Raw genomic sequence first — 26,999 nt, forward strand, 5'->3', positions numbered from 1 at the left:
CAAGCAACACGTCTTTCCGCGATTGGCTTGAAAAACCGGAAGCGGCAGCGCCCATCAAGCAAAGGTGCGACGTCGCGATGGCGACCCAGTGTTTGCCGCCGCTTCGTCTATGACTTGTTGTTCGAGCAGTCCGCATCCAGTGACTGGGCCACCAGCTCCGAGGACATCTTCATAAATGCATCGATCGAAGGGAGCGTCCGCCGCTCCTTGAGACAGGCCGCGAACGAGCGCGTGCACGGGCTGTATCTTGCGATCGACAAGGTGCGAAGCCTCTGGTCCCGCGAGAACTCGAAATTCGAGATGATGCCGAGGCCCAATCCAGCCGCCGTCGCCTCGAGTACCGAGTCGCGCGGCAATTCCATGACGACGTTCGGGCGGATGCTGTTTGCGGCGAGGACCTCCTCGAGCGCACGCCGGGTCATCGACCCTTTCTCGCGCATAATGAGCCGCTGGCCATCGAGTTCCTCGATGTTGACCTGGCTGCGATGCGCCCAGGGGTGTGAGACGGGAACGGCGATGACAACTTCGTGCTTGCCGAGACAGACCAGGTCCAGACGCGGATCACTGTAGTCGCTGCCGATGATGCCGACATCGACTTCGTAATTCAGCAGCTTCTGATATATGGAGTCGGAGTTGGCGCTCTCCACGGTCACATGCATGAGCGGATAGCGGTCGATGTATTTGGACAGTTGCTTCATCACGAAGAAGGGACCGACCGTACCGATGTGGAGGCGACCTGCGAACTGGTTGCCGACCGTGTTCAGCAGCGAATGCGCCCGCTCTTCAAGGGAAAATATCTGTCTGGCGACCGCGAGCAGCGCCTCGCCTGCATCGGTCAGAGTGAGGTCGTTCGGCCCGCGGACGAAGAGCTGAAGATTATAGGTCTCCTCCAGCGCTTTCACCTGAGTAGTCACGGTCGGCTGGCCTATGCAAAGCAGTTCGGCCGCCTTGGTGAAGCTCAGCTCGCGCGCAACCGCGTAAAACGAGCGCAGCTGGTTAAAGTTGACGTAGTTTATTCTGTTTCTTGTAATCGTCTCGCCTGCCGGCACAATCTCCCCCCATGCCAACCATCCCTTCAAGCACTCGAGCTATAGCCGAGTTCGCGGAAAGAAGATCCATTAGAATTGTATAATGGTTCAGTCCAGTCAGTTCGAACAAGGCTGCATCGTGTTCAGCAGCTTGCAAACCACGGGTGAAATGCGCCGCCTGCCGGAGAAAACCAAGGGTTTCGTCCGCACCGACGAATATACGATACTGGTTTTCCGGCAGCTCATGGTGGATCGGACTGAGCCTTGTGGCCCTGCGAACTGTCAGCTTCAGCGCCTTGTTCAGACTGGTGCCGACCAGCGGTCGCACATCGAAGATGCCGCTGATCGGCACCATCCCCGCGAAGGGAACGGACGCGACGACGGGATCCTCCGAGGCATGCATGCCTGCCCAGATCGAAAGATGCCCGCCGGCCGAATGTCCGGTGGTCAGAAATGACGACGGCGGCGATCCGGCCTGTCGAGTGACCGCCGCGAAAATCGCCGGCAGACACGACCTCGCAGCGGCGGCGATCGCTTCGGTCGGCATCTCGGGCGCGAGCGGGTAGTTCGGCAAGGCGACCGAAAAACCTCGTGCCAAGAGCGGCCCTGCGACAAAACTGAAGCGCTGCTTATCCAGGCTCTGCCAATAGCCGCCATGGAAGAAAACCGCCAAGGGCGCATCGTTTTCGCCCGGAAAGAGGTCGAAGGTCATGCGCGGATGACGCCCATAGGGCAGATCGAGCAGACAGAAAGCCTCTCTGCGCATACGCTCGCTCTCTTTATCGTAGAGCGCATAGACATCGCGGCGCTCCGGATGGCGGTCGCGGAAAACGTAATCTGGTTCGTCCAGCCGTGCCACGCCAGCCGTCCTACTCGAACATCACGACGCTTCGCACCGAGACGCCGTTTCGCATGAGGTCGAAGCCTTCATTGACCTGCCGAAGCACCAAGCGGTGGGTAATCTGCCTGTCGATGTCGATTTCGCCTTGCATGAAGCGATCGATGAGTGCGGGCAGCTCGCTTCGTCCCTTTATCCCGCCGAAATAGCTGCCCAGGATAGACTTTCCGTACCGCACCTGTACGGGAGGAAACGACAATTCGGCACCCGCCGGCTCGACACCGAGCAGCACGCTCGTGCCCCAGGCCGGCTTGCAGCAATCCAGAGACTGCCGCATGACCTTAAGCACGCCGGTGCATTCGAAAGCGACATCGACACCACCTGCAGTCAGGTCCCTGATTGCGGCTACCGGATCGGGCACGTCCTCCCCGGGGACGATGAAGTCGGTCATCCCGTAGATCTTTGCGAGCTCGGTCTTGCTGCGGCTGATATCGATGCCGATGATCCGCGAGGCACCCGCGATCCTTGCGCCCTGTATGATGTTCACGCCGATGCCGCCGAGTCCGAACACTGCGACAGCGTCGCCTTCGCGCACATGTGCGAGCGCGGCGCCGACCCCGGTCGTCACGCCGCAGCCGAACAGACAGACTTTGTCGAGCGGCGCATCCTTGCGTATCTTCGCCAGCGCGATTTCAGGCACAACCGTATAGCGCGAAAACGTAGACGTCCCCATGAAGTGATGGACGGCTTCCCGTCCGCGCCGAAAGCGAGGCGACCCGTTGGGCATGACGCCACGGTCCCGCGTCGGCTTGATGGTCCAACAGAGATTGGTCCGCTTCGAACGGCACATGCTGCATTCGCCGCATTCGGGGCCGTAGAGCGGAATGACGTGATCGCCGGGCACGAGGCTCGTCACGCCTTTGCCGACTTCGACCACCCGGCCTGCACCTTCATGGCCCGGTATCAGCGGATAGACACTGCTCGCATTGATCCCCTCAAGGGCAGTCAAGTCCGTGTGGCAGAGCCCGCTCGCCACGATCTCGACGAGTACCTCTCCCGCCTGGGGGCCATCGACGGTCACCGTATCGACTTCGAGCGGTTCGTTGGGCGCCACGCAGATCGCCGCTTGCGAATTGATCATGATCGGTTCACCTCATGCATCGGCAGTTTCACGGGCAGCCAGGAATCCGGCGGCGCGCAATTCGTCGCGGGTCGCTACGGCGCCGCCGCGGAACAGCTTCTGGGCCTTTCGAAAGGCTTTGCCGGCATCGATACCGAATAGCCCTCTCAGCTTTCCGTCCACCACGAAACAGGCGAGATAGCCGCTTTCGCCGGCGACGCCCTGCTCGTAGATTTCCGCTTGCGGCTCCAGCAGCCCGGCGATCTGGTATCGGCGGTCGAACTGGTCGGTCCAGAAATACGGCACGGAGGCCTCGTTCGGCGGCTGATCGCATATCGCTCTCGCCGCGTTCGACGCCATTTCTTCGGCATTCATCCAGGATTCGAGCCGCCAGCGGCGGTCGTAGTGGGGATTGCGGTGCGAGGCGGCATCGCCGATCGCATAGACGTCCGGGTCGCTTGTGCGGCAGTGACCGTCGACTTCGATACCGTTGCCAACCTGCAATCCCGCTGACCGGGCGAGTTCGTCATTCGGCATGCCGCCGATACCGACAAGAACCAGATCAGGGTGGATCGTCTCGCCGCCACGCAACGTTATGGAGATCCGCTCGGGCGTCTGGACGATTTCCTCCATGGCCTCATTGCAGAGTATTTTGACGCCAGCGCGCTCATGACGTTCCGTTACCAGATCGGCCATGCGCGCGGGCAGAACACGTCCGAGCGGTCGCGGCGCAGCTTCAATGACTGTCACCTCGGCGCCCAGTTTGCGCGCACTCGCGGCCACTTCCAGACCGATGAAGCCGGCTCCCACAATCAGCAACTTGGCACCCGGCTTGATGGCACTTCTGAGCGTCCGAGCCTCCTCGAGCTTGTGGAGATAGCAGACGCGCGAACCAAGCACATCCAACATGGGCACCCGGCGCGGGGTCAGCCCCGTCGCGAGGACCAGCTTGCCATAGCCGACCTGCCTTTCGTCAGCGAGACGCACTGTCCTGTTGCGCAGATCAATGGACCGGACGACTTGGCCCGCCACATGCTCGATGTCGAGCGCCGCCAGCATTTCTGGATCGATCACGAAGGAGGGCGAAGGCTCGGCCTCTTCGAGCAGCACCGCTTTGGAAAGCGGCGGCCGTTCATAGGGAAGGCAGGGCTCGTCTCCGACGAGAATGATTTTGCCCTGCCAGCCGAAATGCCTCAGTCGTTCGGCACATCTGCCGCCGGCATGTCCGGCCCCGACGATCACGACAGGAAGATTTGACCCTGTCATGCCGCCCGCCGCGCTTCGCGTTGGAGACGGAGCACCTCGCCGAGGATCTCCCGATGGACCTGGATATAGCCCTTGCTGACGTGCTTCAGGTGCGGCTCGACATGGTCATGCAGCTTGCCCAGAGCATGGAACGGCACGGAGGATGCAAGATGGTGCTCGGCATGGAAAGGCATGTTCCAGTACAACTGCCGGATAATGGGATTGACCAAAGTCGTTCTCGTATTGGCGAGAAGATCGGGGCTCTCGTCCGCACCGGTATGCTCCGCCATGCGGATCGCACGCAGAACCGGCTCCCCGATAACCCGAGGAAGAAACCAGTAGATGAGAGCGATCGGGCTCGCGAAATAGATCGAGGCGGCGGCGATGACCACGTAGAGCAGGACCAGCAGTCGGATTTCGAGAGACACCTGCCCCTGTACCGATGCGGGCAGGAACGTCTTTTCTTCTTCGTTGTAGTTGCCCGTGGAGCCGCGGACCAGCGTGCCGACAAGCTTCGGCCAGAACGACGCGCCGAGAATCATCGAGAAATATTCCCTCAGGCTCGTCGGGAACGGCACGATATCCGGGTCACGTTCGTCGTGCTGGGTATAGGTGTGGTGCGCCGCGTGCCGGTACTTGAAGTAGAGGAATGGGCGCATGGTGATCGCGCCGATCGCGAATCCGACGACATGGTTGAGCCAGCGGGACCGGAAAGCGGTGCCATGCGAGCATTCGTGCAACGGCGCAAACATCAGTACGATGACCGTTCCGTAGAGCAGCATCGCGGGCACCTGCAGCCAAGGATTACCCGACGCTAAATAAATGAGAGACGCCGTCACCGCCAGAGCAAGAACATGTACGGCAAGATTATAAAGTCCAGGGCCATTCGTCCGTACGCGCAGTTCCTTGAGTTTCTCGCGAGAGACGACTTCCGGCCCCGTCAGTGGCCAGATATTACTTCCCACGCCGCCAATGCCAGCGTAACTAGCTGAAGAATTTCCTTCCATGATGTCCTCTACCTCGGAGTTATATTCGCCTTATTCTACCGGTTGATCTGCGGCGGGAAAAATTCATTGTTCCGATAGGGTCATTGACTTGCCGCTAGGGCCCGGGCAGGCCCAAGGGAGTGTTCCTGCCCGGGCGACGCGGTTCGTCGCTTACGCGAAGAACCGCTGTGTAATGGCCTCGGCCGAGAACTCGGATCGTTGGAACTCCCCGGTGATGCGGCCGCGGCTCATAACGATGATGCGGTCGCAGACATGCAGCATTTCCTGCAGCTCCGTTGTCAGCAGGATGAGCGCCTTGCCCTCTTCCGCCAACGTCTGCAGGGCATCCCAGATTTCAGCCTTTGCGCCGATGTCCACGCCGCGGGTCGGGTCCTCGGCGATGACGATCCCGCTCTTTCTGGCGATCCATTTGCCGATGACGATTTTTTGCTGATTACCGCCCGAAAGCTGGGAGGCCTTCTGCGAAAGCCCGCTCACCTTGATCGAAAGCAGCCGGACCAGATCCGATGCCAGGCGGCGGACCTGTCCTCGACGAAGCACGCCCCACTTTCCGACCGAGCGGAGGGTAGTCATCGACGCGTTGTCCGCGACATTCATCCCCAGAGCGAGACCCTCGTTTTTCCGGTCTGCCGGCATATAGGCGACGCCCAGCCGTATCGCGTCATGCGGAGTCTTCAGCTTCACTGCAGCGTTGCCGATGACAATCCTGCCGCCATCGGTTTCCGTCGCGCCAAACAGGGCCTGGGCAACGACCTCGCGATTGCAGCCGAGAAGTCCGGCTACCCCCAAGATCTCACCCTTCCTGAGTTCGAACGAGACATCCTTGAACTTCCCCGCCTTGGACAGGCCGTCGACCTTGAGCAGCGTCTCTCCCTGCCGACGTGGCCGATAGACGCTGTGTGCGTCGGCCTTGGCCTTGCCGACCATGTGAGAGACCAGTACCGGTTCGGTCAAACCCGCCGCAGGAAGCACCGTCACGACCCGGCCGTCCCTGAGAACCGTGATGCGGTCCGAAATCTCCAGCACCTCATTGAGGCGATGGGATACATAGACGATCCCCAGGCCCCGCGATTTCAGCATTTTGACGATGCCGAGCAGATGCGCCACCTGGTCGTCGTTCAGCGAAGCGGTCGGTTCGTCAAGCACGATCACTTTGGGTTCGGTTGCCAAGGCCCGGCAGATCTCGACGATCTGCTGCTCGTTGAGACTGAGCGTCCCGAGCTTCCGGTTCGGGTCGATGCGCACTCCGATTGTTTCGAGCAGTTGCCTTGCCTTGCGATTCATCGTTGCTCGGTCGATCGTGCCGAGGCTGCCGCGCGGCTCGCGCCCCAGAAACATATTCTGTGCAGCAGTGAGATTCGGGCAGAGGACGAGCTCCTGATGGACCATTGCCAGATGGTGGTCGATTGCGACGCTAGGCGTAGCGAGCGTGACCTGCCGGCCGTCGATCAGGATCTGGCCCTCGTTCGGTTGCTGCAGTCCATTCATGCAGGACAGCAGCGTCGATTTCCCCGCGCCGTTTTCACCGACAAGCGCGTGGACTTCCCCGGCCTTGAGGTCAAAGGACACGTTCGATAGGGCCCGGACGCCCGGAAAGCTCTTGCTGAGGTTGCGAAGCTCGAGAATTGGCGCGCTGTTTTCCATGACCTCAGCTCACCGAATATTTTTCAAGCAGACTGCGATGTCGGTCCATTGAGCCAACCAGGCTCTGATAGACAGAGCGCCACTCCTCGAAGAAATCGACGTAGCGACGGTTCGCGACGGGATCGGGATCGATCGTTTCCTTGATCTTCACGATATCCGCGAGCGGAGCGACGGGGTCGGAATATATTCCGGCGGCCACAGCAGCCAGAACCGCGTCGCCGATCGGGGCCGCCTCTCCGATATCCGGAACCTTCAGCGGCCGGTTGACCACGTTCGCAGTAATCTGGTTCCAGAACCGGCTCTTGGTCGGCCCGCCATTCAGAACGAGCGTGTCGATCTTGGCGCCGGCCGCTTCAGCGATACGGAAATTGGAGAGGAGATCGAACGCGACACCTTCGATCAGCGCACGGATCATCGTCGCCCGCGTCGTGGTTGGCTGGACACCGAAGAAGACGCCGGTCGCCCTGCTGTTCCAGTTGGGCGCCAGCGAATTGCCGAGATAGGGCAGGTAGAGCAGTCCGTTCGAGCATGCCGGTACATGCTTTGCCTGTTCCGTGAAAAGATCGAATACGTTCTGGCCCATGCGCTCGGCAAGACGGAACTCGCCATCGCCGAACTGGTCCCGGAACCACTTGAGAGAGGCTCCCGTGAACGCCATCGGAGCGTCGAACATGGTCAAGCCCGGCAGCACGTGCGGCCATTTCAGGATACGGTATTCGTCCACCGTCTGTTCCGTCGGGATCATGATGCCGAGGTTTGACCCCGTTCCCATCGAATAGAAGGCCTCCCCGGCCTTCGTGACGCCGACGCCCAGCGCCGCCGAGCTGATGTCGGTGCCGCCTGCGGCAACGACGGTCCCCGGGCGCAGGCCGGTCTCCTCGGCAGCCTTGCTGGTGATCTCGCCGACGATTTCGTGCGACCTGTAGAGCCTGGGGAACTTCTCGATCGGGATGCCGATCGCGTTGGCGACCGCGGGGTTCCAGGCCTCCTTCTGGTATTCATAGGCATAAGCGAGGCCCGCATCGCCGGTGTTCATCGTGAAGTTGCCGCACATCCGGTAGGTGCAATAGCCGGCGGGCGACAGGAACTTGTGGGTCGCGGCAAAGACATGCGGTTCATGCTTGGCAATCCAGAGCGCCTTCGGGTCGATGAACCAGGGCGCGACGCGATTGCCATTGTTGCGGTTGATCTCCTTCTCGCCGATCGTGTTGCGGATGTCGGTGCATTCCTCCTCGGAACGTGAATCCATCCAGATCATCGCGGGGCGGAGCGGCCTGCCCTTGTCGTTGACCGGAAGCGTGACGCCGACGAGCCCCGAAATCGCCACGCCGGCGATCTGGTCGGCAAAATTGCCCTGCTCGAGACATTGCCGGATCGACGAAGTGACGGCCTGCCAGTAGTTGTCTGCCTCCTGCTCCGCCCAGCCCGGCTTGGGGTGGAAGAGCGGATGCTCCTGCGATCCGAAGGCCACAACCTTTCCCGTCTGCGTGTTGAGCACGCAGGCCTTCACATTGGTGGTGCCTATGTCGATTCCGAGTGTGAGATGCCTAGCCAACAAACTTCCTCCCATGCCAGACGATTTTCGTAACTAGTTTTTGTGGTTAAGACGGGTCAGGCTCACCGCCAGGATCAATACCGCGCCGATTGCGAGGTTCTGGTACCATGTCGGCACGCCCCAAATCGCCAGCAGGTTGAGCCCCGCGGAAAAGCCCACGGCTGCAGTCAGGACGCGCCAAAGCGATCCCGTACCGCCCGCGAGCGCCACGCCTCCGAGCACTGCGATCGCAATCGCAGTCAGTTCATAGCCCTGCGCGAGCGCTGCCTCGACCGACTTCAGCCGCGCAGTAAAAACCAACCCGCCCACCGCCGCGAACAGCCCGCTCAACGCGAATGACGCCACGATGTATCTGTTCGTCGTAATGCCGGAATAGAGCGTCGCGGTTTCGTTGCCGCCGATCGCGAACAGCCGATTCCCGGCGACAGTTCTGGACAGGAAGGCATGCGCGAACAGGACCAGGACCACGAGAAGCACGAAGCTGACAGGTACGCCGAGCCAGAGCTCGTCGCTCAGCCAATTGAAGAACGCGCCCTTGAGATAGAACGGTGCGCCGTTGGTGGCGAGGTAGCTCAGGCCGCGCAGCGCCGTCAGCGATACGAGGGTCATGATGAAGGAGGCCACCTTGAAATAGGCGACGCCTACTCCGTTGAGCGCGCCGATCGCGGTGCCGGTCAACAAGGAGATGACGACGAAAATCAGAGGTGATCCTGCGAACGTATTGCCCTTTACGATCCACCGTAATCCCAGCTCGCGACCTATCCAGGATGTGACCACGACAGCGATGATCACCGAGAAAACCATGTTCGCGGCGACCGACAGGTCGATCCGGCCGGTGATCAGGACGATGGTCATTCCGGTCGCCAGCAGTCCGACGAGGGCAGCATTGCGCAACAGGTTCTGGATGTTGAGCGCCGAGAGATAATGCGGCGACGTCAGCGCTCCGAGGACCAGGATGGACAGGACGAGCCACAGCATCGGCTCTCTGATGATTTGCGCGAGTCCGGACGCCCGAACGGCCGGCGCAGACGTTGCTTCGGCAATGATCACTTCACGAACCTCCGATTGCGCATGCCGGGCACGACGACGACAAGGATGACAAGTGCGGTGACGACCTGTTGCATGTAGAAACTGACACCCATCTGGTTGAGCAGGTTGTTGACGACCCCGATGATGAGCGTCGCGACGAGCGTCCCGAATACCGAGCCAGTGCCGCCTGCAAGCGCCGCGCCGCCAAGAACGGTGACCGCCAGAACCTTGAGTTCAAGACCGGGAAAGGCAGCAGGATTGATGTAGCCGAGCCTGGCGCTCTCGATGAGCCCGGTGATTGCCGCACAGAGGCCACAGAATGCGAAGACCACGATCTTCACGCGATCGATCCTGATGCCTGACAGCAGCGCGGCGCGGGCATTGCCGCCCGTAGCGTAGAGCTTGCGGCCAAAGGTCGAGCTTCTCGTCATGAAAACGCAGGCGAGTGCCATGACAGCGAGAAGGAAGATCGGCACCGGCACGCCGAGAAGTGCTCCGCGCCCGAACCACATATATTCCGCGATCTTCTCCGGGTAGGTCGCCTGACCCGCCGAGAAAATATTGGCGAGCGCGCTTGCGATCCCCAGCATCGCGAGCGTCGAGATCAGGGATGACACGCCGAGCTTCGCTACGAAGATCCCGTTGACGAGCCCAAGACAGAGACCGCAAAGCAGTGTGGCGCCAATGATCAAGGCGGGGGAACCGGTGGGCAGCAGCAAGCCGCCGATGACGATGGAGAGCACCGCGACTCCAGCCACCGAGAGATCGATTTCCCCGGTTATGACGACCATCGTCATCCCGAAAGCCAGGATCCCGATTCCTGCAACGGCGGTGAGCACCACGCGCAGATTTTCCGGCGACAGGAAGCCGGGATAAAGGATCTGGCCTGCGACGACCAGTACGCCAAGGACGACGATGCGGCTGAGATCGCCGATCTCGGGCAGGAAACGCATCTGCGCCCAGCCGCCAGCAGCATTGATGGAGGACTTCTCTTCTACGATGGTCATTGAACGATCCAGTCGGAATATCTGGCGGTCGCACCGCAGCCGATGAAGGCTGCGGGCCACGGTCTTGAATACAGATCACCGATCAGTTGACGGCGGGTCCGTAGGCATAGGGCCATTCGTCCGGCGTCATCGTCTCCACCCCTTCGATGACCATCTTGGTCTTCGTGATCATCGGCAGATTGGGTGTCATGATCAGCTTGGGCGGAGCGTCGTTGAGACCTTCCTTCGCGCCGATATGCTTGATCACGGCGCGGATACCGATATCGCCGATCAGCGGCGTATAGGGCGAGACCATGTCGATGTTGCCATCGGCGATCTCCTTCAGAACTTCCTTCGCGTCGTCATTGGCGAGGATGACGATCTTCTTCCCGTCCGGCGCGGAATTCAGCCGTTTTGCCTCGCGGATGGCGTCGAGAGCGCCCATCGCCTCCTCGCCGCCCGTATTGAAGCTGACGGAAATGTCGTTGAAGGCCTGCAGGGCATCCGCAGTCGACTGGAATGCCAGAGTTCGCTGACTGTTGGTATGGTAGTTGCCCTGGATGTTGAAACCATCGACATTGCCGATCACCTCAAGGAAGGCACCCGTCCGGATCGAGTCCGCCGTGCTGCCGAGATCCTTGCGGTTGAGGACCATGTTGCCGGCCTTCAGTACCTCTTTAAGATAGAGGCCCTCCTGCAGGCCGTTGGCGTAGAAGTTTCCGAGAACTTCGGAACTGATCTTTTCCGACGAAGTCCGGCGGTCGACGCTGACGACCGGAATGCCGGCATCGATGGCGCGGTCGACCGGCGGCCCCATCGGCGCTTCACGCGACGGCCAGAGCACAATTCCATCGTATTTCTTGGCAACCCAGGTATCGATGACCTGGCCCATCTTGTTGTCGTCGAATTCGGCGTCGATCACCTCGATCTCGACATTCGGATGGCGGGCGGCCTCCCATGCGGCGGTATCGGCAAGGCTGATCAGCCAGGGATGGTTGAACCCGTGGAAGACGAAGCCGATCTTGTAGGTCTTCTTGGGATCGAGCACCGGTCCCTCGGGAAGCGGAATGTAGTCGGTGAAGGGCGCCTTGATCTCGAGCTTGCTGTAGGGCCCGGTGAAGGTGGCTCCCATGCCCGGCTTCCAGACGAAGCCGTCGGCGAGCCCGCCCACCGGGTAGGCGTCGAGATAGTCGCGGAAACCATCTTTTTCGAAGAGTTCACCAACGCTCTTGTTGCTCATTCCTTCCTTGGCATGCTCGGAATAGGACGCGATCAGGCCGTTCAGCACGTCATGGACGCCGTCCGCGTGGGCCTGGGCGGTCAGACAGCCCTGGGTTGCGGCGAAGACAGCGACGCTCATCACGCCACCGATGGCGGCGCGCCTTGTGAATTTCAGCATTATTTCCTCCCATGATTGGACAATATTGTCCTATTCGGTCGTGCCATTTCCTCCGGGCACGAACCGACCTCCCCCTACGTGTCGTCTAGTCGACCAACACGTAGACCTGACCGTTCTCAATCTTAGTCTTGAAGGTTTTCAGGTTCTTGGTGACGGGCGGCGAAAGCGCGGCACCCGTGCGAATGTTGAACAGCCCCTGATGCAGCGGACACTCGACGGTTTCGCCATCGATGTATCCTTCGGACATGAAGGCATGCTCGTGTGTGCAGATTCCGGAAGTCGCGTAGAACTCGCCGGACAGGTTATAGACAGCGATGCACCTTCCCTTGTGGGTAAACCGCATTGCATCCTCCGATGCCAATGCGCTTGCCTCTACCGCCATGACCCACTCAGCGGCGGCTACGCTGGTATTCTCCTCACTCATAACGTTCTTTCGCTTATCTTCGCTTCGTCAGCAGTTTAGGTTCGCTCCAATCTTTTTGACGACTTGATAAATCTCAAATTCATTCTTTGAATGGGGTCATTGGCGACTGCCGTCTGCTCCGGATTCGCTGCCTTGGTTGGACCGGGAGAGCGAGCGGAGAACGTGCCGCTCATCACGTGGCGGATGCAGTTCTGCAGCATTACCCAGATACGATCCCGACCCGTTGGCAGGCGAGGGTTTCTCGCGACCTGGCAAGTGCGACGGGGACAGCAAAAGGCTGTTCTTTCCTCTTTTGCTTGAGTTAGGTTAAGGGGAGAGAGGCTGAAACAATGCAGCAGTGGAGAGCCAGATGAGGCCGAAGCAGAGTTCCGCCAACGCATCGGCCACAGTTGCGTTCATAGACCTTGCCGGATTTAGCGCGATTGCGGACGTTTATGGGGACGCGGTTGCTATCGACATTCTCGAGGTGTTCGAGAGCATGGTCCATGAGAACCTTAGCGGCTATCCATCGCCGATCAAATGGATTGGCGATGAGGCAATGCTCGCTTTTCCCGAGCCCGAAATTGCGATCCAGGTACTCGGCACGCTGTTGCAGGCATGCCGCAAACAACCGCTGCTCCCGCTTACACGGACGGGGCTGAATCACGGGCCGGTCGTCCGCCGGGGCGGCGACCTCTTTGGATCGACGGTCAACATAGCAGCGCGGGTTGCGGCGCTCGCATCCCCCGGTCAACTGCTCGCCACTCGCCCGATTGCCGAGGCGGCCGTCGCCAGGGGCATCCTCGTCCGGGACCTTGGCCCAGTCGCACTTCGGTCGGTTGCCGGGGAAGTCGATCTCTATGAGATCGAACTTGCTCCGTCGACTGACGCGGCCTGGATTGACCCGGTGTGCAAAATGCATGCACCCTATTCATCCTATAGACGGTCCGCCCCGCAGGGGCCGTGGTTCTGTTCGCCACTTTGCGAGGAAGCTTATCGAAGATCGCCGCAGACCTACTCTGCTGCTGCGGCGAAAGGGCCGATCAGAAGAACGACAAACTAAGCCCTGCTCTGGCGCCCGCGGATGCGCGCGTCGAACTGGCGGGTGGCAAGCATGAACGCGGCGACGGCTCTCCGATCGGGCAGTTCGCTTCCGAGCTTCCAATCATTCGAGTTCGTTGAGAGCGCGTCCGTCCAGGCGCCCCCTCATCAGGGCTCGGAGTGGCAACTAGGAGCAGAATAGGGCCGCATCATCACTGCCGCCCTACCTTACCAACGTCGTCGTGATGGCGAGTGGTTGTCGTCAAAGCGGTCTTATCCGGCCAAGGCGTATTTCGATGCGAGGAGCGCCGCGAGTTCCTGTCGGCAGTCGCGGAGTGGGCGAACCTCTTGGCTGGCTTTTGCAATCGCCATGGCCCCGGAGTAGGCGGCGACTACCAGCGTCGCAAGGCTGCCCGGATCTATGCCGATAGCGCGTTTCAAGTCGACATCCGCCTGAAACTTTGCCGACAGCGCGTCGTGCCAGCCGGTGAAAACACCGCTGAGCGCCTCGCGCATCTCTTCATCATGCGGCGAAACCTCCATCGCCATGTTATTGAGGGGGCAGCCGGAGACCGAGCCTTTACGCGATAGGTCGCTGATGATGTTTTCAAAGATGAGATCGATGGCCGTTGGCGCGTCCGCGCAGGCTTGAAGCGGCTCGATCCAGGTCTGCCGAACGGCGTCGGCCACCCGATCGCGGATAACCGCCAATCCGAGTTCGCGCTTTGCGGGAAAATGATGCGCCATGGCCCCGCCAGATACCGAAGCCTTTTCACGCAATTCCATCATTCCCGTTGCGAGATAGCCCTGGGCAACAAAGGCATCATAAGCTGCATCGACAATCCTGCGACGCACTGCCTGGGGGTCATTGGTTCTTCTGTTTCCGGTCACGGTCACCACCTGCAAACTCGAGCAACAATAGCGCCTTGACAAAACAGGTCAATCATCCTGTTATTAAAACAGGACAATCGACCTGTTTGGAGGCATCATGGAACCGCATACCGTTTTCGAACTCCGCCGCTACCGCCTCCGTCCAGGCGGCAGGGAACCCCTAATCCGACTGTTTGACAGCGAATTCGTTGAACCACAGGAAGCGCTGGGTATGCGCATCGTCGGCGAGTTCCGCGACCTCGAAGATCCCGATGCCTTCGTCTGGGTTCGGTCCTTTGCGGACATGGAAGTCCGAACGGAAGCGCTCAAGTCCTTCTATACGAGCGCGATCTGGAAGGAACATGGACCGGCAGCCAACGACACGATGCTCAACTCGGATAACGTGTTGCTCCTGAAACCCGTTCGCGGCGTGCAGCCGTTCAGTCACAATCTGCCGAGGAAAGGCGAGGAGCTCAATACTGGAGGCCTCATCGTCGTGAATATCTGCTCGCTCGCCCCCAGAACAGAGGACGAATTCGCCATGTTCTTCGTGCAGAATGCGCTGCCGATTTTGCAGGATACCGGCGCTCGCGTTGATGCCCTTTTTGTCACCGAGCGTAGCGTAAATGGTTTTCCGAGGCTTCCCGTCCGTGAGGGGGAGGCTGTGCTTGTCTGGTTCGAATGCCATGAAAACGACGACAGCTTTTTACACCATCGAGAGCGCTTGAGACGGAACCTCAAGTGGACCGATGACGTCTATCCACGAATCGACGGGCAATGTTGGCGAAGAATCGAGGTCGCACGCCTGACACCGACGTCGCGGTCGCTTTGCACCTGGTAGTTGGTGCGTCCGCTCTCTGGCGCATTCCAGCCGGGTGGCCACACGACCTGTTCATTCGACTCGAACGGCAGCCGGGCAGGGCACATTTCGCACGGCCCAGCGGTTGCGCGGCGTTCCCGATCAGTTTAGTCGCAGGCCTGACTCGCTGTCGAAAAGATGAAGTGTTTCCGGATTGCCGCGCAAGTGAATACGTTCGCCCACCCGGATCGCGGCATTCCGGGGGAATTCGACGGTCAGCATCTGTCCCTCGCCGATTTCGACATAGGCGTAGGTCTGGCTGCCCAGCCGTTCGGCGACCGCCAACTCGCCGCTGAACCAGGCCTCTTCCGCCGGACAGGGTGACAGGTCCTCCGGCCTGATGCCCAGGACCACGGGTCCGTCCCGCGACAGATCGATGTCCGAGACGGGCAACTCGCGACCACGCCGGCGAATTGTGCGCCGCCCGCTACCGTCGCCGACCACATCCGCTGCCATGGTGTTCATGGTCGGGCTGCCGATGAAGCGGGCGACGAAGAGGCTTGCCGGACGATGATAGAGTTCGAGCGGCGGGCCGATCTGCTCGATGGCGCCGGAGTTCAGCACCACGATCCGGTCAGCGAGCGTCATCGCCTCCACCTGGTCATGCGTGACATAGATGGTCGTCGCCTTCATCCGGTTATGCAGCTTGGCAATCTCCAGGCGCATCTCCACGCGCAAGGCGGCATCGAGATTGGAGAGCGGCTCGTCGAACAGGAAGGCACACGGCTCGCGCACGATCGCGCGCCCCATCGCGACACGCTGGCGCTGGCCGCCGGAAAGCTGGGCCGGGCGGCGATCGAGGAAAGGCTGGATCTTGAGGATATCCGCGGCCTGCGAAACGCGCCGGTCGATCGTTTCTTCGCTCGCGCCGCGCATCTTGAGTCCGAAGGCCATGTTCTCGCGCACGCTCATGTGCGGATAGAGCGCATAGTCTTGGAACACCATGGCGATGTCGCGATCGGACGGCGGCAGCGCGTTCACCACCTTGCCGCCGATGTCGAGCACGCCGCCCGAGATCTCCTCCAGCCCGGCGATCATGCGCAACAAGGTGGACTTGCCGCAGCCGGATGGGCCGACCAGCACGAGGAACTCTCCGCTCGCGATCTCGATGTCGACGTCGTGGATGACCTGCAGCGAGCCATAGGTTTTCCGGATCTGCGTCAATGCGATTGCGGTCACGAATTCTCCTCCAGCGGGCCAATCGGTCCTTGACCATCATTATCGATATCAATATCAATAATGATGCAGACGACAATTGGCAACTCCACAGGTCGCAGCCATGACTCATTTTCCCGCCGCGCCGCATGGCCGAAATGCCGGAAAGCCGGCGAAATCGACTGCTGCGTTCAATGCGCTGAAACGGGACATCATGCTCGGCGTATTGCCCGCCGGGACCGCGCTGACGGAACTGGATCTGGCCGCCCATTTCTCCTGCAGCCAAGGCACGGTTCGCGAAGCGCTGCTGCAATTGCAGGAAGAGGGCCTTGTCCGTCGCCAGGGCCATCGCGGCACGCAGGTCTCCGAATGCACGGCGGCCGAAGCCATCGAGATGTTCCGGGTGCGTCAGCAGATCGAGTGCAATGGCATCATCCGCGTGCTGCGGGCCCCGAGCCGCAATCTCGTCCCGGACCTCAGGGCGCTGCTCGCCGAAATGATGGAAGCCGCCGGGTCGGGTGACGAGCTCGAACTCGCCTCCTTCGACCGGGACTTTCACCGCCGCATCTTCCAGGACGCACGCCTGCCGGCCCTGGATCCGATCCTGCACCGCTGCCTCGTGCATAACCATCGCTTCAAGATCTCGCGCAGCACGACGCCGCGCGACCTCATGGCGACCGCACAACGCCACGGCTCGATCATCGATGCGATCGAGAGCGGCGATGTCGCCAGGACGAGCGCTGCGCTGCGCCATCACATCGCGACGATCGTCGATCTGGGACCGGACGTCTTTCCGGATGCCAGCCAATGAACGACACGACGAACATGTCGCGGCTCTCTCCGGAAATGGCAGCGCTGCTTGCCCGCGTCGCGGCGGAGACGGGGCCTCAGGTCGACCCGACGCTGATGCCCCCTGCCGAAGGACGCCTGTTGTCCGAAGAAAGCAACCGTCGCTGGAACCGTGAGCTGCCCGCGATGGCACGGGTCACGGAGGCATGGATCGAGCCGATCGCAGAACTTGGCTCCGAGAAGGCGCGCGTCAAGGTCCTCGTGCCCGATCGTCCGTTGGCAGGCGCGATCGTCTTCGCGCATGGCGGCGGTTTCGCCTTCTGCAGCCCGGAAACGCACGAGCGTTGCGCCCGGGTGCTGGCGCTCGAATCCGGCTTGCCGGTTCTCATGCCGGACTATCGGTTGGCACCGGAAAATCCATACCCGGCCGGGCTCAAGGATGTCATCGCGACGGTCCGCCAGGTCCCCCTCGTCGTGAACGCTGTCGGCCTCGAAGCCGGTCCGCTGATCCTTGCCGGCGATTCCGCCGGCGCCAATCTGGCGCTCGCCGCGATGCTGCACGAGCAGGCGATCGGACTGCGGTCAGCAGCGGGCGCGCTTCTCTTCTACGGCACCTATGCCGGCGACTTCGAGACCGCATCCTACCGGGAATTCGAGAACGGACCGGGCCTGACCACCGGCAAGATGCAGCGCTACTGGTACTGGTATGTCGGCGATCGCGATGTCTCCGCCGACCCCTTGGCCTGCCCGCTCTTCGCCAAGGACGCGGCGCTCGCCGCCCTCCCGCCGCTTCACTTGATGGCCGCGGGCGTCGATCCCCTGCTGTCGGATACGCTTGCACTCGAGAAGCGCCTTCGCGGGCTCGGCCGCAGCGAGACGGCGACGGTCATACCGGGCGTCACGCATGGTTTTCTTCAGAACACGCTCGACCTTGCGGCAGCGCGGGAGGCGCTGGCGCAGGCCGGGCGAGCGGCGGCTCGAATGGCCGCAAACACCTGAATTCGATTTTCAGAGGAGGAGACAATGAAAATCTGGAGGACATTCACCATCGGCGCCGCGCTTGCGGCGTCGCTCGTCGCGAGCGCCGCATCGGCGGAGACCGTTCGCTTCTGGTATCACTTCGACAATCCGGAAAACCCGATGGACGAACTGGTCGCCAAGTTCGAGGCCGCCAATCCCGGCATCGAGGTCGAGGCGGAAAACGTTCCGTGGAACAGCTACTACGACAACCTCTATACCGCCCTCGTCGGCGGCAGTGCGCCCGATGCGGCAATGGTCAAGCTCTTCGCCCAGCCGCGACTGATCGAAATGGGTGCGCTCGAACCGATCGGTGAGCGTATCGCCGCCTGGCCCGGGAAGGCGGATCTGCTCGACAATCTTCTCGAACTCAACAAAGGCCCGGACGGCAAGCAATACTACCTTCCGATCCAGTATGTGGTGCTTTACCTCTACTATCGCACCGATCTCTTCGAGCAGGCCGGCCTGAAGCCGCCGACGACCTGCGACGAGTTCCGCAATGCCGCGATCAAGCTGACCAAGGCGCCCGACACCTACGGCTTCGGCCTGCGAGGCGGCAAGGGCGGCTGGGACCAGTGGGGCGCCTTCGTGCTGTCACAGGGTGCGAAGCTCGAGCCCGGCGGCCTGACGACCCCGCAGGCGATCGCCGCCAACCAGTGGCTGATCGACCTCTTCCAGAAAGACAAGGCGATCCCGCCGTCGGCGCCGAACGACGGCTTCCAGGAGATCACCGGCGCCTTCAAGAACGGCACGACGGCGATGACCATCCATCACATCGGCTCGTCCAAGGACATGGTGAAGGCTCTGGGTGACAAGGTCTCCGCCGTGCCCGTGCCGGAATGCGGCGGCGGCCACTGGACATCCTACGGCGATGAATCTCTGGCGATCTTCTCTTCGTCCGAGGTCAAGGACGCAGCCTGGAAATGGGTCTCGTTCCTCGCGGAGGCCGAGAACAATGTCGAGTTCAACAAGGCGACCGGCCAGTTGACCGTAACCAAGAGCGGCTCGGCGAACTGGAACCTGCATGAGCGCCGCTTCGTCGACGCCACCGTGCAGTCGCTGCCCTTCGCACATGTGCTGCCGCAGAACACGGCGACCTCCGAGTTCGTCAACACCGCCTGGCAGACTGCCATGCAGCAGGCCCTGACGGGCCAGATCACCTCCGAGCAAATGATGCAGCAGCTCGAGTCGCTCTTCGCGCAATAACACCCCGAGGACTGGCCGGGATGCTGGCCAGTCCCGCCCTCCGAATTCCGTTTTGCCAAGCACCGGCGGACCGGACCAGTTTTGAGAGCCTTTGCCGGCCGGGAAATGACCGCCCATGACCGTGACAACCGCCCGTCACCCAACCGATATCGCCATTCCCACGCCCTGGAGCGTGCGGCTGATGCCTTACATGCTGCTGGCGCCCGCGGTGCTCGTCACGGTCTTCATTGTCTTCTTTCCGATGCTGCAGGCGGTCGTCACCAGCTTCTACGACCTGATCCTGTGGAAGCCGAATGCCAGCCGCTTCGTCGGCTTCGGCAACTATCTGAAGCTCTTTGCCGACCCGGTCTTCTGGACGGCGCTCGCAAACACGGCGATCTGGATCGGACTTACCGTGCCGCTGCAAATGGGCCTGGGCCTGGCGACGGCCCTGCTTCTCAACCGCGAGTTTCCATGGCGTGGGCTGGCCCGTGCGCTCATCATCATCCCGTGGGCCCTGCCGAGCGTCGTGATCGCGCTCATGTGGCGCTGGATCTACGACCCCAACACCGGCGTGCTGAACGACATCCTCATCCATCTCTCCATCGTGCGGTCCGCCGTGCCCTGGCTTGCCGATCCCGACCTCGCGCTCTACGCGATCATTGCGACGCTCACCTGGCAGGGCTTTCCCTTCTTCGCCGTCATGATCCTCGCCGGGCTTCAGGGCATTCCGAAGAGCCACTACGAGGCCGCCTCCATCGACGGCGCGACGCCATGGCGAAAATTCGTCCACATCACCCTGCCGGGCATCGCGCCGGTTCTGGCGACGGCGGGACTGCTCCGCGTGATCTGGGTTGCCAACTCGATGGACGTGATCTTTGTCATGACCGGAGGCGGGCCGGGCTACGCCACCCACACACTGCCGCTCTACGCCTTCGTCCGCGCCCGTCAGAACCTCGACTTCGGCTACGGCACCGCGATCGCAGTGACCTTCACGATCCTGCTCGGGGCGGTCGTCGCCGTCTATCTCAGCCGCACCATGCGCGAGGTGGAACGATGAACAGGCCGAGCACCCTGCGCCGCATCCTCACCACGGACCTGCCGGTGTTCCTGATCGTGCTCTTCGCGATGGGGCCCTTCGCCTGGATGGTCCTGACCTCGCTGACGCCGACGGCAACGCTCAACGCAACCGGCGTCTCTGTTTCGCCCGCGGGCTGGAGCCTCGACAATTATGTGCGGCTTCTGCGGCAGACGTCCTTCCTCGACAACATGCTGGACAGCCTGATCATCGCCTGCGGCACGGTCGCGCTCGGACTGGCGGTCGCCGTGACCGCTGCCTACGCCTTCTCGCGCTTCCGCTTCGCGGGCCGCAAGCTGCTGATGCTGCAGTTCCTGCTGATCAACATGTTCCCGGTCGTGCTGCTCATCCTGCCGCTCTTCATCCTGATGCGGCGGATCGGCATCCTCGATACACATTTCGGGCTTGTGCTCGCCAATGCGACGGTCGCCATTCCCTTCGCCGTCTGGATGCTGACGAGCTATGTCGGCGCGATCCCGAAGAGCCTCGACGAGGCGGCGATGATCGACGGCTGCTCGCGGATGACCGCACTCCGCCGCGTCGTGCTGCCGCTCACCATGCCCGGCATCATTTCGACCGGCATCTACATCTTCATCACCGCCTGGAACGAATATCTCTACGCCTTGACGCTCGGCGGCCGCAATGTGCGGCCCGTCACCGTCGCCATCCAGACGCTGATCGGCGAATACCAGATCGAATGGGGCCTTCTCGCTGCCGGCGCGGTGGTTGGCGCCATGCCGGCAACAATCCTCTTCCTCCTCGTCCAGCGCCGGCTGATCGGCGGCCTGACGCAGGGCGCGGTGAAGGGGTGACGCTAATGCATATCGCTCAAAGTGTGCAGCGGTTTGGGACAACGACATGCACAAAACAAGGACCCAAAGCGCGTTGCACGAATTCGATCGAATGCGACCCGCTTTAATGAAAGAGGACAGGCAATGAACCCCGTCGGGTTGATCTCCATGCAATATGCGCGGCCCTTCACGGCCGAGCACTTTCCGCTTTTCCGCGAGATGCGCAGGCTCGGTTACGACTTCGTCGAGCTCCTGGTGCCCGAGCCCGGCGAACTCGATCTTGTCGAGACCCGCAAGGCTCTGGAAGCGGCCGAGCTTTCAGTCGTGCTCGCCGCCCGCGTGAACCTCCAGCGCAACCTTTGCTCCGACGACCCCGCGGCCCACCGCGCAGGCATCGATTACCTGAAATACGCTGCCGACTGCGCCGCTGCGCTCGGCGCCACGATCGTCGGCGGTCCGCTGACCGGCAACCCCCTCGTCTTCGCCGGACGTCCGCCGCAGCCCGTCACGGAAGAGGAACGCCTCGCCCGCAAGGCCCGCTCTGTCGCCGGACTGAAGGAGGCCGGCGACCACGCCGCGATGCTCGGCGTCACGCTTGCGGTCGAGCCGCTCAACCGCTTCGAAAGCGACGTGCTCTGCACGACGAAGCAGGCGATCGAGCTCCTCGATGCGGTCGACCACCCGGCGGTGCAACTGATGCTCGACACCTTCCACATGCATATGGAGGAGGCTTCGATCGCCGAGGCAATCCGGCTCGGCGGCAGGCGCGTCGTGCATTTCCAGGCAAACGAGAACCATCGCGGCTTTCCGGGAACTGGCGCCACCGTCTGGGTCGAGGTGTTCCGCGCGTTGCGCGAGATCGGCTACGAGGGGCCGGTGTCGCTGGAACCCTTCCGCCGCGACGATGACCGGTTCGGCGTGCCGCTTGCCCAGTGGCGGCCGCCGCACGAAGACGAGAGCGCACGCCTCAGAGCCAGCGCCGAATTCATCAAATCCCACATCCTGCTTACGGAATATCGTCGATGACACTCAAGATCGGTTGGATCGGGTGCGGTGTACACGCCACCCAAATGCTGCTCCCGCAACTCGTTCGCCATGACGTTGAGCTTGCGGCACTCTGCGACATCGATGGCAAGCGCCTGGCCTCGGCCGGCCGGCAGTTCGGCGTGTCGCGGCTGACAAGCGACGCCGCCGAGCTCATCTCCATGTCGGGCATCGACGCGATCGGCATGGCTGTCGGGCCCGACCAGCATCTTGCCTTCGGCAAGGCGGCGCTCGCGCGCGGTCTCCCCGTCTTCATGGAGAAGCCGCCCTCAGGCAGCGCCGCCGGCGCGCGGGAACTGCTGGCTGCCTCCGAGAAATCCGGCAAGCCGCTCCTGGTCGGCTTCATGAAACGCTATTCCGCCGGCAACAAGATTGCCGCGAACATTCTGCGCTCCGGCCGCTTCGGCGAGATCTACGGCCTGACCGGCTACTACATGACCGCCCCCGGCTATTTCGCTGGCGACGTGGACTACACCGGCTTCTTCCTGCACCATTGCGTGCACTACATGGACCTCGTTTCCTTCCTGGTGTCGCCGGTCTCCAGACTTTCGGCCCGAAAGGTGGAGAAGCAGCCCGGCAAGGTGCTGTTCCATGTCCATTTCGACTTCGAATGTGGCGCGATCGGCACGATTGCCATGGGCACCGCACAATCGCGCGGGGCGCCGGTCGAGCGGATCGAGATCATGGGCGACCACCAGCGCATCGAGATCGACAACGTCATCGAAGTGCGCTGGAACCGCAATCCGGCCTTCAAGGTGGACGATCCGGCGGCGGCGCTTTCCGAGACCGTTGACAGTCTCACCTGGAAGCCGAACTTCACGGCGGCGGCGAACGAGGACCCGAAGGGCTACCATTCGCTCCTCGCCGACGCCGTTCCGGCGCTCGCAGGAGCGACGACCGCAGCCCCAACCATCCGCGACGGCGTCGTCGCCATGGAGCGTCTGGAGGCGCTCCGGCGTGAACTCGCCCTTTAAACGCTCAGGAAGTTGCTACCGTAATGGCGCCAACGGTAACACAGACCGCGCAAGGGGTATTTACAATCGTCTGTTCAGCAGATCGAACCAGAGCAGCCTCGCTGGTTGTGGTTCCCGTTGATAGATTCTGCGCCAAACGCTCATAATCTTACGGCTGTTCTCGACCCGTTGCTGCCGCTCATGGATACGGACCGGAATTTCCGGTGCCGGCCCGTTCCAGACTTTGTGTCCACCCGCCGGAGCGTATGCAGCGGGGTGTAAAGCCGCCATGGAACCTGCTCGACGCCTGGTTCATGCCATTGAACCCGTCACAATAGTCGTCATTGCCGGTTCCCGGCACCCAGCGTCGTTTCATCCTGTTCCGCTTTCGCATCCATGATCACGCCGAGGCTGACGCGAAGGCGTTAAGGAGCGTTTTGAGGCTGTGCTACAGCCTCTCGATAACGACACTGTTCATCCGCAGCGCCTTGCGTCCATCGATTAGGCGCGACATTCCTAATCGTGTTTCGTCCAGATCGCGGTAGAATTGCCGGGCGGTCTGGCTGCCGAAAAGATCGGAGCTAGGCCGGAGGATTCTGCGGTGGACATCGCTGCTTGGCTGCGCAAATTAGGACTGGAGGAATACGCCTCGGCGTTTCGCGACAACCACATCGACGCCGAGCTTCTTCTTAAGCTAACTGGCGAGGATCTCAAGGAACTTGGCGTCGCTTCGATTGGGCATCGCCGCAAGCTCATTGATGCAATTGCGGACCTGCAAAACCAGCGCGCCAGTTCAACGATCAACCCGCCGGAGGATCGGCCTCGACCAGGGCCGACCGCTGTCTCGTCGGAGTCCGATGCAGAGCGTCGGCAACTGACTGTCATGTTTTGCGATCTCGTCGGCTCGACAGCGCTGGCATCGCGACTCGACGTCGAGGATCTTCGCGAGGTCATCGGTGCGTATCAGCAATGCGTATCCGATACGATCAGGCGGTTCGGGGGCTACGTGGCCAAATACATGGGCGACGGTGTGCTCGTCTATTTCGGCTACCCGCAAGCTCATGAAGATGACGCTGAACGGGCCGTAAGAGCGGGCTTGGCGCTGATCGAAATTGTCAGCGAGCTTGAACTAGCCGATCCGCTGCAAGTGCGTATCGGCATCGGTACCGGAATCGTTGTCGTCGGTGACGTTGTCGGTTCTGGTGAGGCTCGCGAACGAGGCGTGATCGGTGAGACGCCAAATCTCGCAGCCCGACTGCAGGGCCTGGCCGAGCCGAGCACGGTTGTGATCGAAAAGAGAACGCGTCACTTGCTCGCCCACCTCTTCGATTTTCGTGATTTCGGCCCCGTCGAAGTCAAGGGCTATTCCGAGCCAATCCGCGCCTATCAGGTGCTTCGACCGAGCGCTCTCGACAGCCGCTTCGAGGCACTGCATGGTGAGCGACTCACGCCCTTGGTGGGCCGCGAGGAAGAAGTCGAAGCCTTGCGCCGCCACTGGCAGTGCGCAAAGGGCATGGAGGGCCAGGTGCTCCTGCTGTCGGGAGAACCGGGCATCGGCAAGTCGCGCATCACCGTTGCCATCCTGGAGGACATTGCGAACGAGCAGCATGCGCACCTTTGCTATTTCTGCTCACCGCATCATGTCGGTAGCGCGCTCTATCCGATCATCCGCCAGATTGAGCGCGCTGCTGAAATGAACCAAGATGATGAAGCGCTGGCGAAGCTCGACAAGTTGGAAACACTGCTCGCGGCCACCTCGACTACGGCGGAAGATTGCAGCCTCCTCGCAGATCTGCTCTCCCTGCCCAGCCTCGGACGCTTCCCGACATTGGATCTCAGCCCGCAGCAACGAAAATCGCGGACACTGCAGGCACTCGTCCGGCAACTGGAAGCGCTCGCCCGCCAGGAACCCGTTTTGATGATTTTCGAGGACGTGCATTGGATCGATCCGACCAGCCTGGAACTCCTGGATCGAATCGTCGAACGCATCCGGCCGCTGCCCGTGCTGCTCATTACGACGTTCCGTCCCGAGTTCACCCCGTCCTGGATCGGGCAGCCGCACGCCTCGATAATGACGCTCAGCCGCCTGGGACAGCGCGACGGTACCGCCCTGGTCAAACGTGTTCTCGGCAAACGAGGCTTGCCTGCCGAAGCCATCAGAGAAATCGTCGAGCGCACAGACGGCGTGCCGCTTTATATCGAGGAGTTTACGAAAGCGGTGGTAGAGACCCGCGACGAGAAAGACTACGCGCCGTCGACAGCACCAGCGGCGGGTCTTGGCATTCCGGCCACCCTACACGCGTCCCTCATGGCCCGTCTCGATCGACTGGGCGCCGCGAAATACGTGGCGCAGATGGGCGCAGCTATCGGGCGTGAGTTCTCGCATGAACTGTTGGCCGCGGTAGTACCCTATTCGGCAACTGAGCTGCAGGTTTTCCTGGATCAGCTGACCTCGTCCGGGTTGGTCTTCCGGCGCGGAACGACGAGCGATGCATTGTATCTCTTCAAGCATGCGCTTGTGCAGGACGCGGCCTATAACACGCTGTTGCGCCATCCGAGGCAACAGTTGCATGCCAAGATCGCCAAAGCGCTGGAAGAGCGGTTCCCGGACCGGGCTGCCCGCGAACCGGAGGTACTGGCCCATCATTTCGCAGAAGCAGGGCAGGCGGCCCGCGCGATCGAGTCCTGGCTCATAGCAGGCAAGCAGGCAGCCCAACGTTCCGCAAATCTGGAGGCCATCGGTCACTTTTCCAGGGGTTTGAAGGCACTGGCATCACTTCCGCCAGGGCCAGAGAAAGACCGGAAGGAACTCGCTCTGCAGACGGCAATCGGAACACCGCTGATTTCCGTCCACGGCTATGCTGCCCCGCAGATTGGGGCAGCATATGGCCGGGCGCGCGCGCTTTGTCAGCAGTTTGGCGATGCCGCCGCCCTGCACGCGACGCTGAGCGGAGAGTTTGTTTATCACTTCGTGCGAGGCGACTACGCAATGATGCAGCAATTGACCGACGAAGCGTGGCGGGCTGCCGAGCGAACCGGCAACGACGCATTTCAGTTGGCCGGACACCGCATGGGCGGCATGACGGCGATGTACTTCGGCCGCTTCATCGAGGCTGATCGCGAATTTGAGACGATCCTGCGCCTCTATGATCCCGACCGACACCGTCCTCCGCCCGTTCTGTATATCCATGACCCGAAAATTTCAGCACTTGCCTACCTGGCGATCATCAAGTGGATACTTGGTTGTCCGCATCAGGCACGAATGTTGGCCATCGAGGCGCTCCACTATGCCGAAGAATTGGACCAGGCTAACCTCAGCGCCCACGTCAGAACATACGCTGGGGCAGGGCTCGACGAGCTTCTTGGCGAAACATCGGCCGTGCGCGGGCATGCTGACGCAATCGTTGCTCTTGCCGATCAACACAGTCTGCACTACTGGCGATTGAACGGGCTGTTCTTACAAGGTTGGGCGATTGCCCAGCACGAATCCGCCAAGGAAGGCTTGGCGCTCATGCGTCAGAGTTTGACGGGCCGATCTGCAATGGGTGTCAGTTGGTATCATGTTCGATATCTTTGCATGCTGGCGACAACGCTCCAAGACTCGGGCGCGGCTGAAGCTGGCTTGCGCGTCGTCGCGGAGGCTAAAGACTGCGCCGCCTGCCACGACGAGCACATGTGGGATGCCGAACTCGAGCGGACCGAGGCCGAGCTTTTGGGCGCGCGCGCCCGTTCCGATAAGGAGTGTGAAGCCTTCTTCCTGTCAGCGCTCGCTGCGGCGCGACGCCAGAGCGCCAAGTCGTTCGAGCTGCGCGCTGCGGTCGGCCTCGCTAAGTTTTGGGCTGAGCAAGGCCGCTGCGCCGATTCTCGGAATTTGCTTGGGCCACTCTATGAGTCGTTCACCGAGGGGCATAATACGCGCGACCTGATTCAAGCTAGGCAGCTGCTTGACAGGTTACAGTGAAA

General features: G+C 61.5%; 23 protein-coding genes. 10 read left to right on the forward strand and 13 right to left on the reverse strand.

Going from position 1 to position 26,999, the window contains the following annotated elements; translation table 11 throughout:
• Positions 1-107: 107 nt before the first annotated feature.
• From QN222_RS06305 to QN222_RS06355, 11 genes are all read right to left on the reverse strand, one after another.
• Complete coding sequence (locus tag QN222_RS06305; protein WP_283961130.1) at positions 108-1,049, reverse strand: LysR substrate-binding domain-containing protein; 942 nt, start codon at positions 1,047-1,049, stop codon at positions 108-110.
• Complete coding sequence (locus tag QN222_RS06310; RefSeq protein WP_283961131.1) at positions 997-1,887, reverse strand: alpha/beta hydrolase; 891 nt, start codon at positions 1,885-1,887, stop codon at positions 997-999. The genes QN222_RS06305 and QN222_RS06310 overlap by 53 nt, the downstream gene beginning before the upstream one ends.
• A 10-nt stretch (positions 1,888-1,897) precedes the next feature.
• The gene (locus tag QN222_RS06315; RefSeq protein ID WP_283961211.1) at positions 1,898-3,004 is read right to left on the reverse strand and encodes a zinc-binding dehydrogenase; all 1,107 of its coding nucleotides are present in this window, start codon (positions 3,002-3,004) and stop codon (positions 1,898-1,900) included.
• Positions 3,005-3,019: 15 nt separating this feature from the next.
• Positions 3,020-4,252 carry an FAD-dependent oxidoreductase gene (locus tag QN222_RS06320; RefSeq protein ID WP_283961132.1) on the reverse strand — a complete coding sequence of 411 codons (1,233 nt, stop codon included), beginning with the start codon at positions 4,250-4,252 and terminating at the stop codon, positions 3,020-3,022.
• On the reverse strand, positions 4,249-5,196 hold the full coding sequence (locus tag QN222_RS06325) for a fatty acid desaturase (RefSeq protein WP_284005314.1): 948 nt from the start codon (positions 5,194-5,196) through the stop codon (positions 4,249-4,251). Before QN222_RS06325 ends, QN222_RS06320 begins: the two co-directional genes overlap by 4 nt.
• Before the next feature lie 192 nt (positions 5,197-5,388).
• The gene (locus QN222_RS06330; protein ID WP_283961134.1) at positions 5,389-6,882 is read right to left on the reverse strand and encodes a sugar ABC transporter ATP-binding protein; all 1,494 of its coding nucleotides are present in this window, start codon (positions 6,880-6,882) and stop codon (positions 5,389-5,391) included.
• 4 nt (positions 6,883-6,886) lie between these two features.
• A complete protein-coding gene (locus QN222_RS06335; protein WP_283961135.1) occupies positions 6,887-8,437 on the reverse strand; it encodes an FGGY family carbohydrate kinase in 1,551 nt (516 codons plus the stop codon).
• Positions 8,438-8,470: 33 nt separating this feature from the next.
• Entirely contained in the window at positions 8,471-9,487 is a 1,017-nt protein-coding gene (locus QN222_RS06340; protein WP_283961136.1) for an ABC transporter permease, read from the reverse strand.
• Entirely contained in the window at positions 9,484-10,473 is a 990-nt protein-coding gene (locus QN222_RS06345; RefSeq protein WP_283961137.1) for an ABC transporter permease, read from the reverse strand. Before QN222_RS06345 ends, QN222_RS06340 begins: the two co-directional genes overlap by 4 nt.
• 82 nt (positions 10,474-10,555) lie before the next feature.
• Complete coding sequence (locus QN222_RS06350; RefSeq protein ID WP_283961138.1) at positions 10,556-11,851, reverse strand: sugar ABC transporter substrate-binding protein; 1,296 nt, start codon at positions 11,849-11,851, stop codon at positions 10,556-10,558.
• Positions 11,852-11,936: 85 nt separating this feature from the next.
• The gene (locus QN222_RS06355; protein ID WP_283961139.1) at positions 11,937-12,275 is read right to left on the reverse strand and encodes a non-heme iron oxygenase ferredoxin subunit; all 339 of its coding nucleotides are present in this window, start codon (positions 12,273-12,275) and stop codon (positions 11,937-11,939) included.
• A gap of 349 nt (positions 12,276-12,624) precedes the next feature.
• Between QN222_RS06355 and QN222_RS06360 the strand changes: the two genes are divergently transcribed.
• Positions 12,625-13,317, forward strand: a complete 693-nt coding sequence (locus QN222_RS06360; protein WP_283961140.1) for an adenylate/guanylate cyclase domain-containing protein — start codon at positions 12,625-12,627, stop codon at positions 13,315-13,317.
• Between the two features lie 251 nt (positions 13,318-13,568).
• Here the strand turns inward: QN222_RS06360 and QN222_RS06365 are convergent, their stop codons facing one another.
• Positions 13,569-14,186 carry a TetR/AcrR family transcriptional regulator gene (locus QN222_RS06365; protein WP_283961141.1) on the reverse strand — a complete coding sequence of 206 codons (618 nt, stop codon included), beginning with the start codon at positions 14,184-14,186 and terminating at the stop codon, positions 13,569-13,571.
• A gap of 97 nt (positions 14,187-14,283) precedes the next feature.
• Here QN222_RS06365 and QN222_RS06370 point away from each other — a divergent pair, with 97 nt between their 5' ends.
• Positions 14,284-15,006, forward strand: coding sequence for an NIPSNAP family protein (locus QN222_RS06370; RefSeq protein WP_283961142.1), 723 nt, complete (start codon positions 14,284-14,286; stop codon positions 15,004-15,006).
• Between the two features lie 120 nt (positions 15,007-15,126).
• Here QN222_RS06370 and QN222_RS06375 read toward each other — a convergent pair whose 3' ends face one another.
• The gene (locus QN222_RS06375; protein WP_283961143.1) at positions 15,127-16,203 is read right to left on the reverse strand and encodes a sn-glycerol-3-phosphate ABC transporter ATP-binding protein UgpC; all 1,077 of its coding nucleotides are present in this window, start codon (positions 16,201-16,203) and stop codon (positions 15,127-15,129) included.
• A 100-nt stretch (positions 16,204-16,303) separates the two neighbouring features.
• Here QN222_RS06375 and QN222_RS06380 point away from each other — a divergent pair, with 100 nt between their 5' ends.
• From QN222_RS06380 to QN222_RS06415, 8 genes are all read left to right on the forward strand, one after another.
• Positions 16,304-16,990 carry a GntR family transcriptional regulator gene (locus QN222_RS06380; protein WP_283961144.1) on the forward strand — a complete coding sequence of 229 codons (687 nt, stop codon included), beginning with the start codon at positions 16,304-16,306 and terminating at the stop codon, positions 16,988-16,990.
• Entirely contained in the window at positions 16,987-17,967 is a 981-nt protein-coding gene (locus QN222_RS06385) for an alpha/beta hydrolase (protein ID WP_283961145.1), read from the forward strand. The genes QN222_RS06380 and QN222_RS06385 overlap by 4 nt, the downstream gene beginning before the upstream one ends.
• A gap of 24 nt (positions 17,968-17,991) precedes the next feature.
• Positions 17,992-19,191: a sugar ABC transporter substrate-binding protein gene (locus QN222_RS06390; RefSeq protein WP_283961146.1), complete on the forward strand. Its 1,200-nt coding sequence runs from the start codon at positions 17,992-17,994 to the stop codon at positions 19,189-19,191.
• Positions 19,192-19,306: 115 nt separating this feature from the next.
• The gene (locus QN222_RS06395; protein WP_283961147.1) at positions 19,307-20,230 is read left to right on the forward strand and encodes a sugar ABC transporter permease; all 924 of its coding nucleotides are present in this window, start codon (positions 19,307-19,309) and stop codon (positions 20,228-20,230) included.
• On the forward strand, positions 20,227-21,060 hold the full coding sequence (locus QN222_RS06400; protein ID WP_283961148.1) for a carbohydrate ABC transporter permease: 834 nt from the start codon (positions 20,227-20,229) through the stop codon (positions 21,058-21,060). Before QN222_RS06395 ends, QN222_RS06400 begins: the two co-directional genes overlap by 4 nt.
• A 123-nt stretch (positions 21,061-21,183) precedes the next feature.
• Positions 21,184-22,065, forward strand: coding sequence for a sugar phosphate isomerase/epimerase family protein (locus tag QN222_RS06405; protein ID WP_283961149.1), 882 nt, complete (start codon positions 21,184-21,186; stop codon positions 22,063-22,065).
• On the forward strand, positions 22,062-23,057 hold the full coding sequence (locus QN222_RS06410) for a Gfo/Idh/MocA family oxidoreductase (protein WP_283961150.1): 996 nt from the start codon (positions 22,062-22,064) through the stop codon (positions 23,055-23,057). The genes QN222_RS06405 and QN222_RS06410 overlap by 4 nt, the downstream gene beginning before the upstream one ends.
• A 580-nt stretch (positions 23,058-23,637) precedes the next feature.
• On the forward strand, positions 23,638-26,997 hold the full coding sequence (locus QN222_RS06415) for an adenylate/guanylate cyclase domain-containing protein (RefSeq protein ID WP_284005315.1): 3,360 nt from the start codon (positions 23,638-23,640) through the stop codon (positions 26,995-26,997).
• The last annotated feature ends 2 nt before the right edge of the window (positions 26,998-26,999 follow it).

Origin of the sequence: Sinorhizobium sp. 6-70 (assembly GCF_030124375.1) — a bacterium.
Classification (GTDB): Bacteria; Pseudomonadota; Alphaproteobacteria; order Rhizobiales; family Rhizobiaceae; genus Sinorhizobium.

Coding starts and splice junctions, on each gene's coding strand:
- QN222_RS06395 (WP_283961147.1), top strand. CDS start 19,307: ATGACCGTGACAACCGCCCGTCACCCAACCGATATCGCCATTCCCACG.
- QN222_RS06385 (WP_283961145.1), top strand. CDS start 16,987: ATGAACGACACGACGAACATGTCGCGGCTCTCTCCGGAAATGGCAGCG.
- QN222_RS06360 (WP_283961140.1), top strand. CDS start 12,625: ATGAGGCCGAAGCAGAGTTCCGCCAACGCATCGGCCACAGTTGCGTTC.
- QN222_RS06320 (WP_283961132.1), bottom strand. CDS start 4,252: ATGACAGGGTCAAATCTTCCTGTCGTGATCGTCGGGGCCGGACATGCC.
- QN222_RS06380 (WP_283961144.1), top strand. CDS start 16,304: ATGACTCATTTTCCCGCCGCGCCGCATGGCCGAAATGCCGGAAAGCCG.
- QN222_RS06330 (WP_283961134.1), bottom strand. CDS start 6,882: ATGGAAAACAGCGCGCCAATTCTCGAGCTTCGCAACCTCAGCAAGAGC.
- QN222_RS06405 (WP_283961149.1), top strand. CDS start 21,184: ATGAACCCCGTCGGGTTGATCTCCATGCAATATGCGCGGCCCTTCACG.
- QN222_RS06350 (WP_283961138.1), bottom strand. CDS start 11,851: ATGCTGAAATTCACAAGGCGCGCCGCCATCGGTGGCGTGATGAGCGTC.
- QN222_RS06390 (WP_283961146.1), top strand. CDS start 17,992: ATGAAAATCTGGAGGACATTCACCATCGGCGCCGCGCTTGCGGCGTCG.
- QN222_RS06410 (WP_283961150.1), top strand. CDS start 22,062: ATGACACTCAAGATCGGTTGGATCGGGTGCGGTGTACACGCCACCCAA.
- QN222_RS06370 (WP_283961142.1), top strand. CDS start 14,284: ATGGAACCGCATACCGTTTTCGAACTCCGCCGCTACCGCCTCCGTCCA.
- QN222_RS06355 (WP_283961139.1), bottom strand. CDS start 12,275: ATGAGTGAGGAGAATACCAGCGTAGCCGCCGCTGAGTGGGTCATGGCG.
- QN222_RS06345 (WP_283961137.1), bottom strand. CDS start 10,473: ATGACCATCGTAGAAGAGAAGTCCTCCATCAATGCTGCTGGCGGCTGG.
- QN222_RS06400 (WP_283961148.1), top strand. CDS start 20,227: ATGAACAGGCCGAGCACCCTGCGCCGCATCCTCACCACGGACCTGCCG.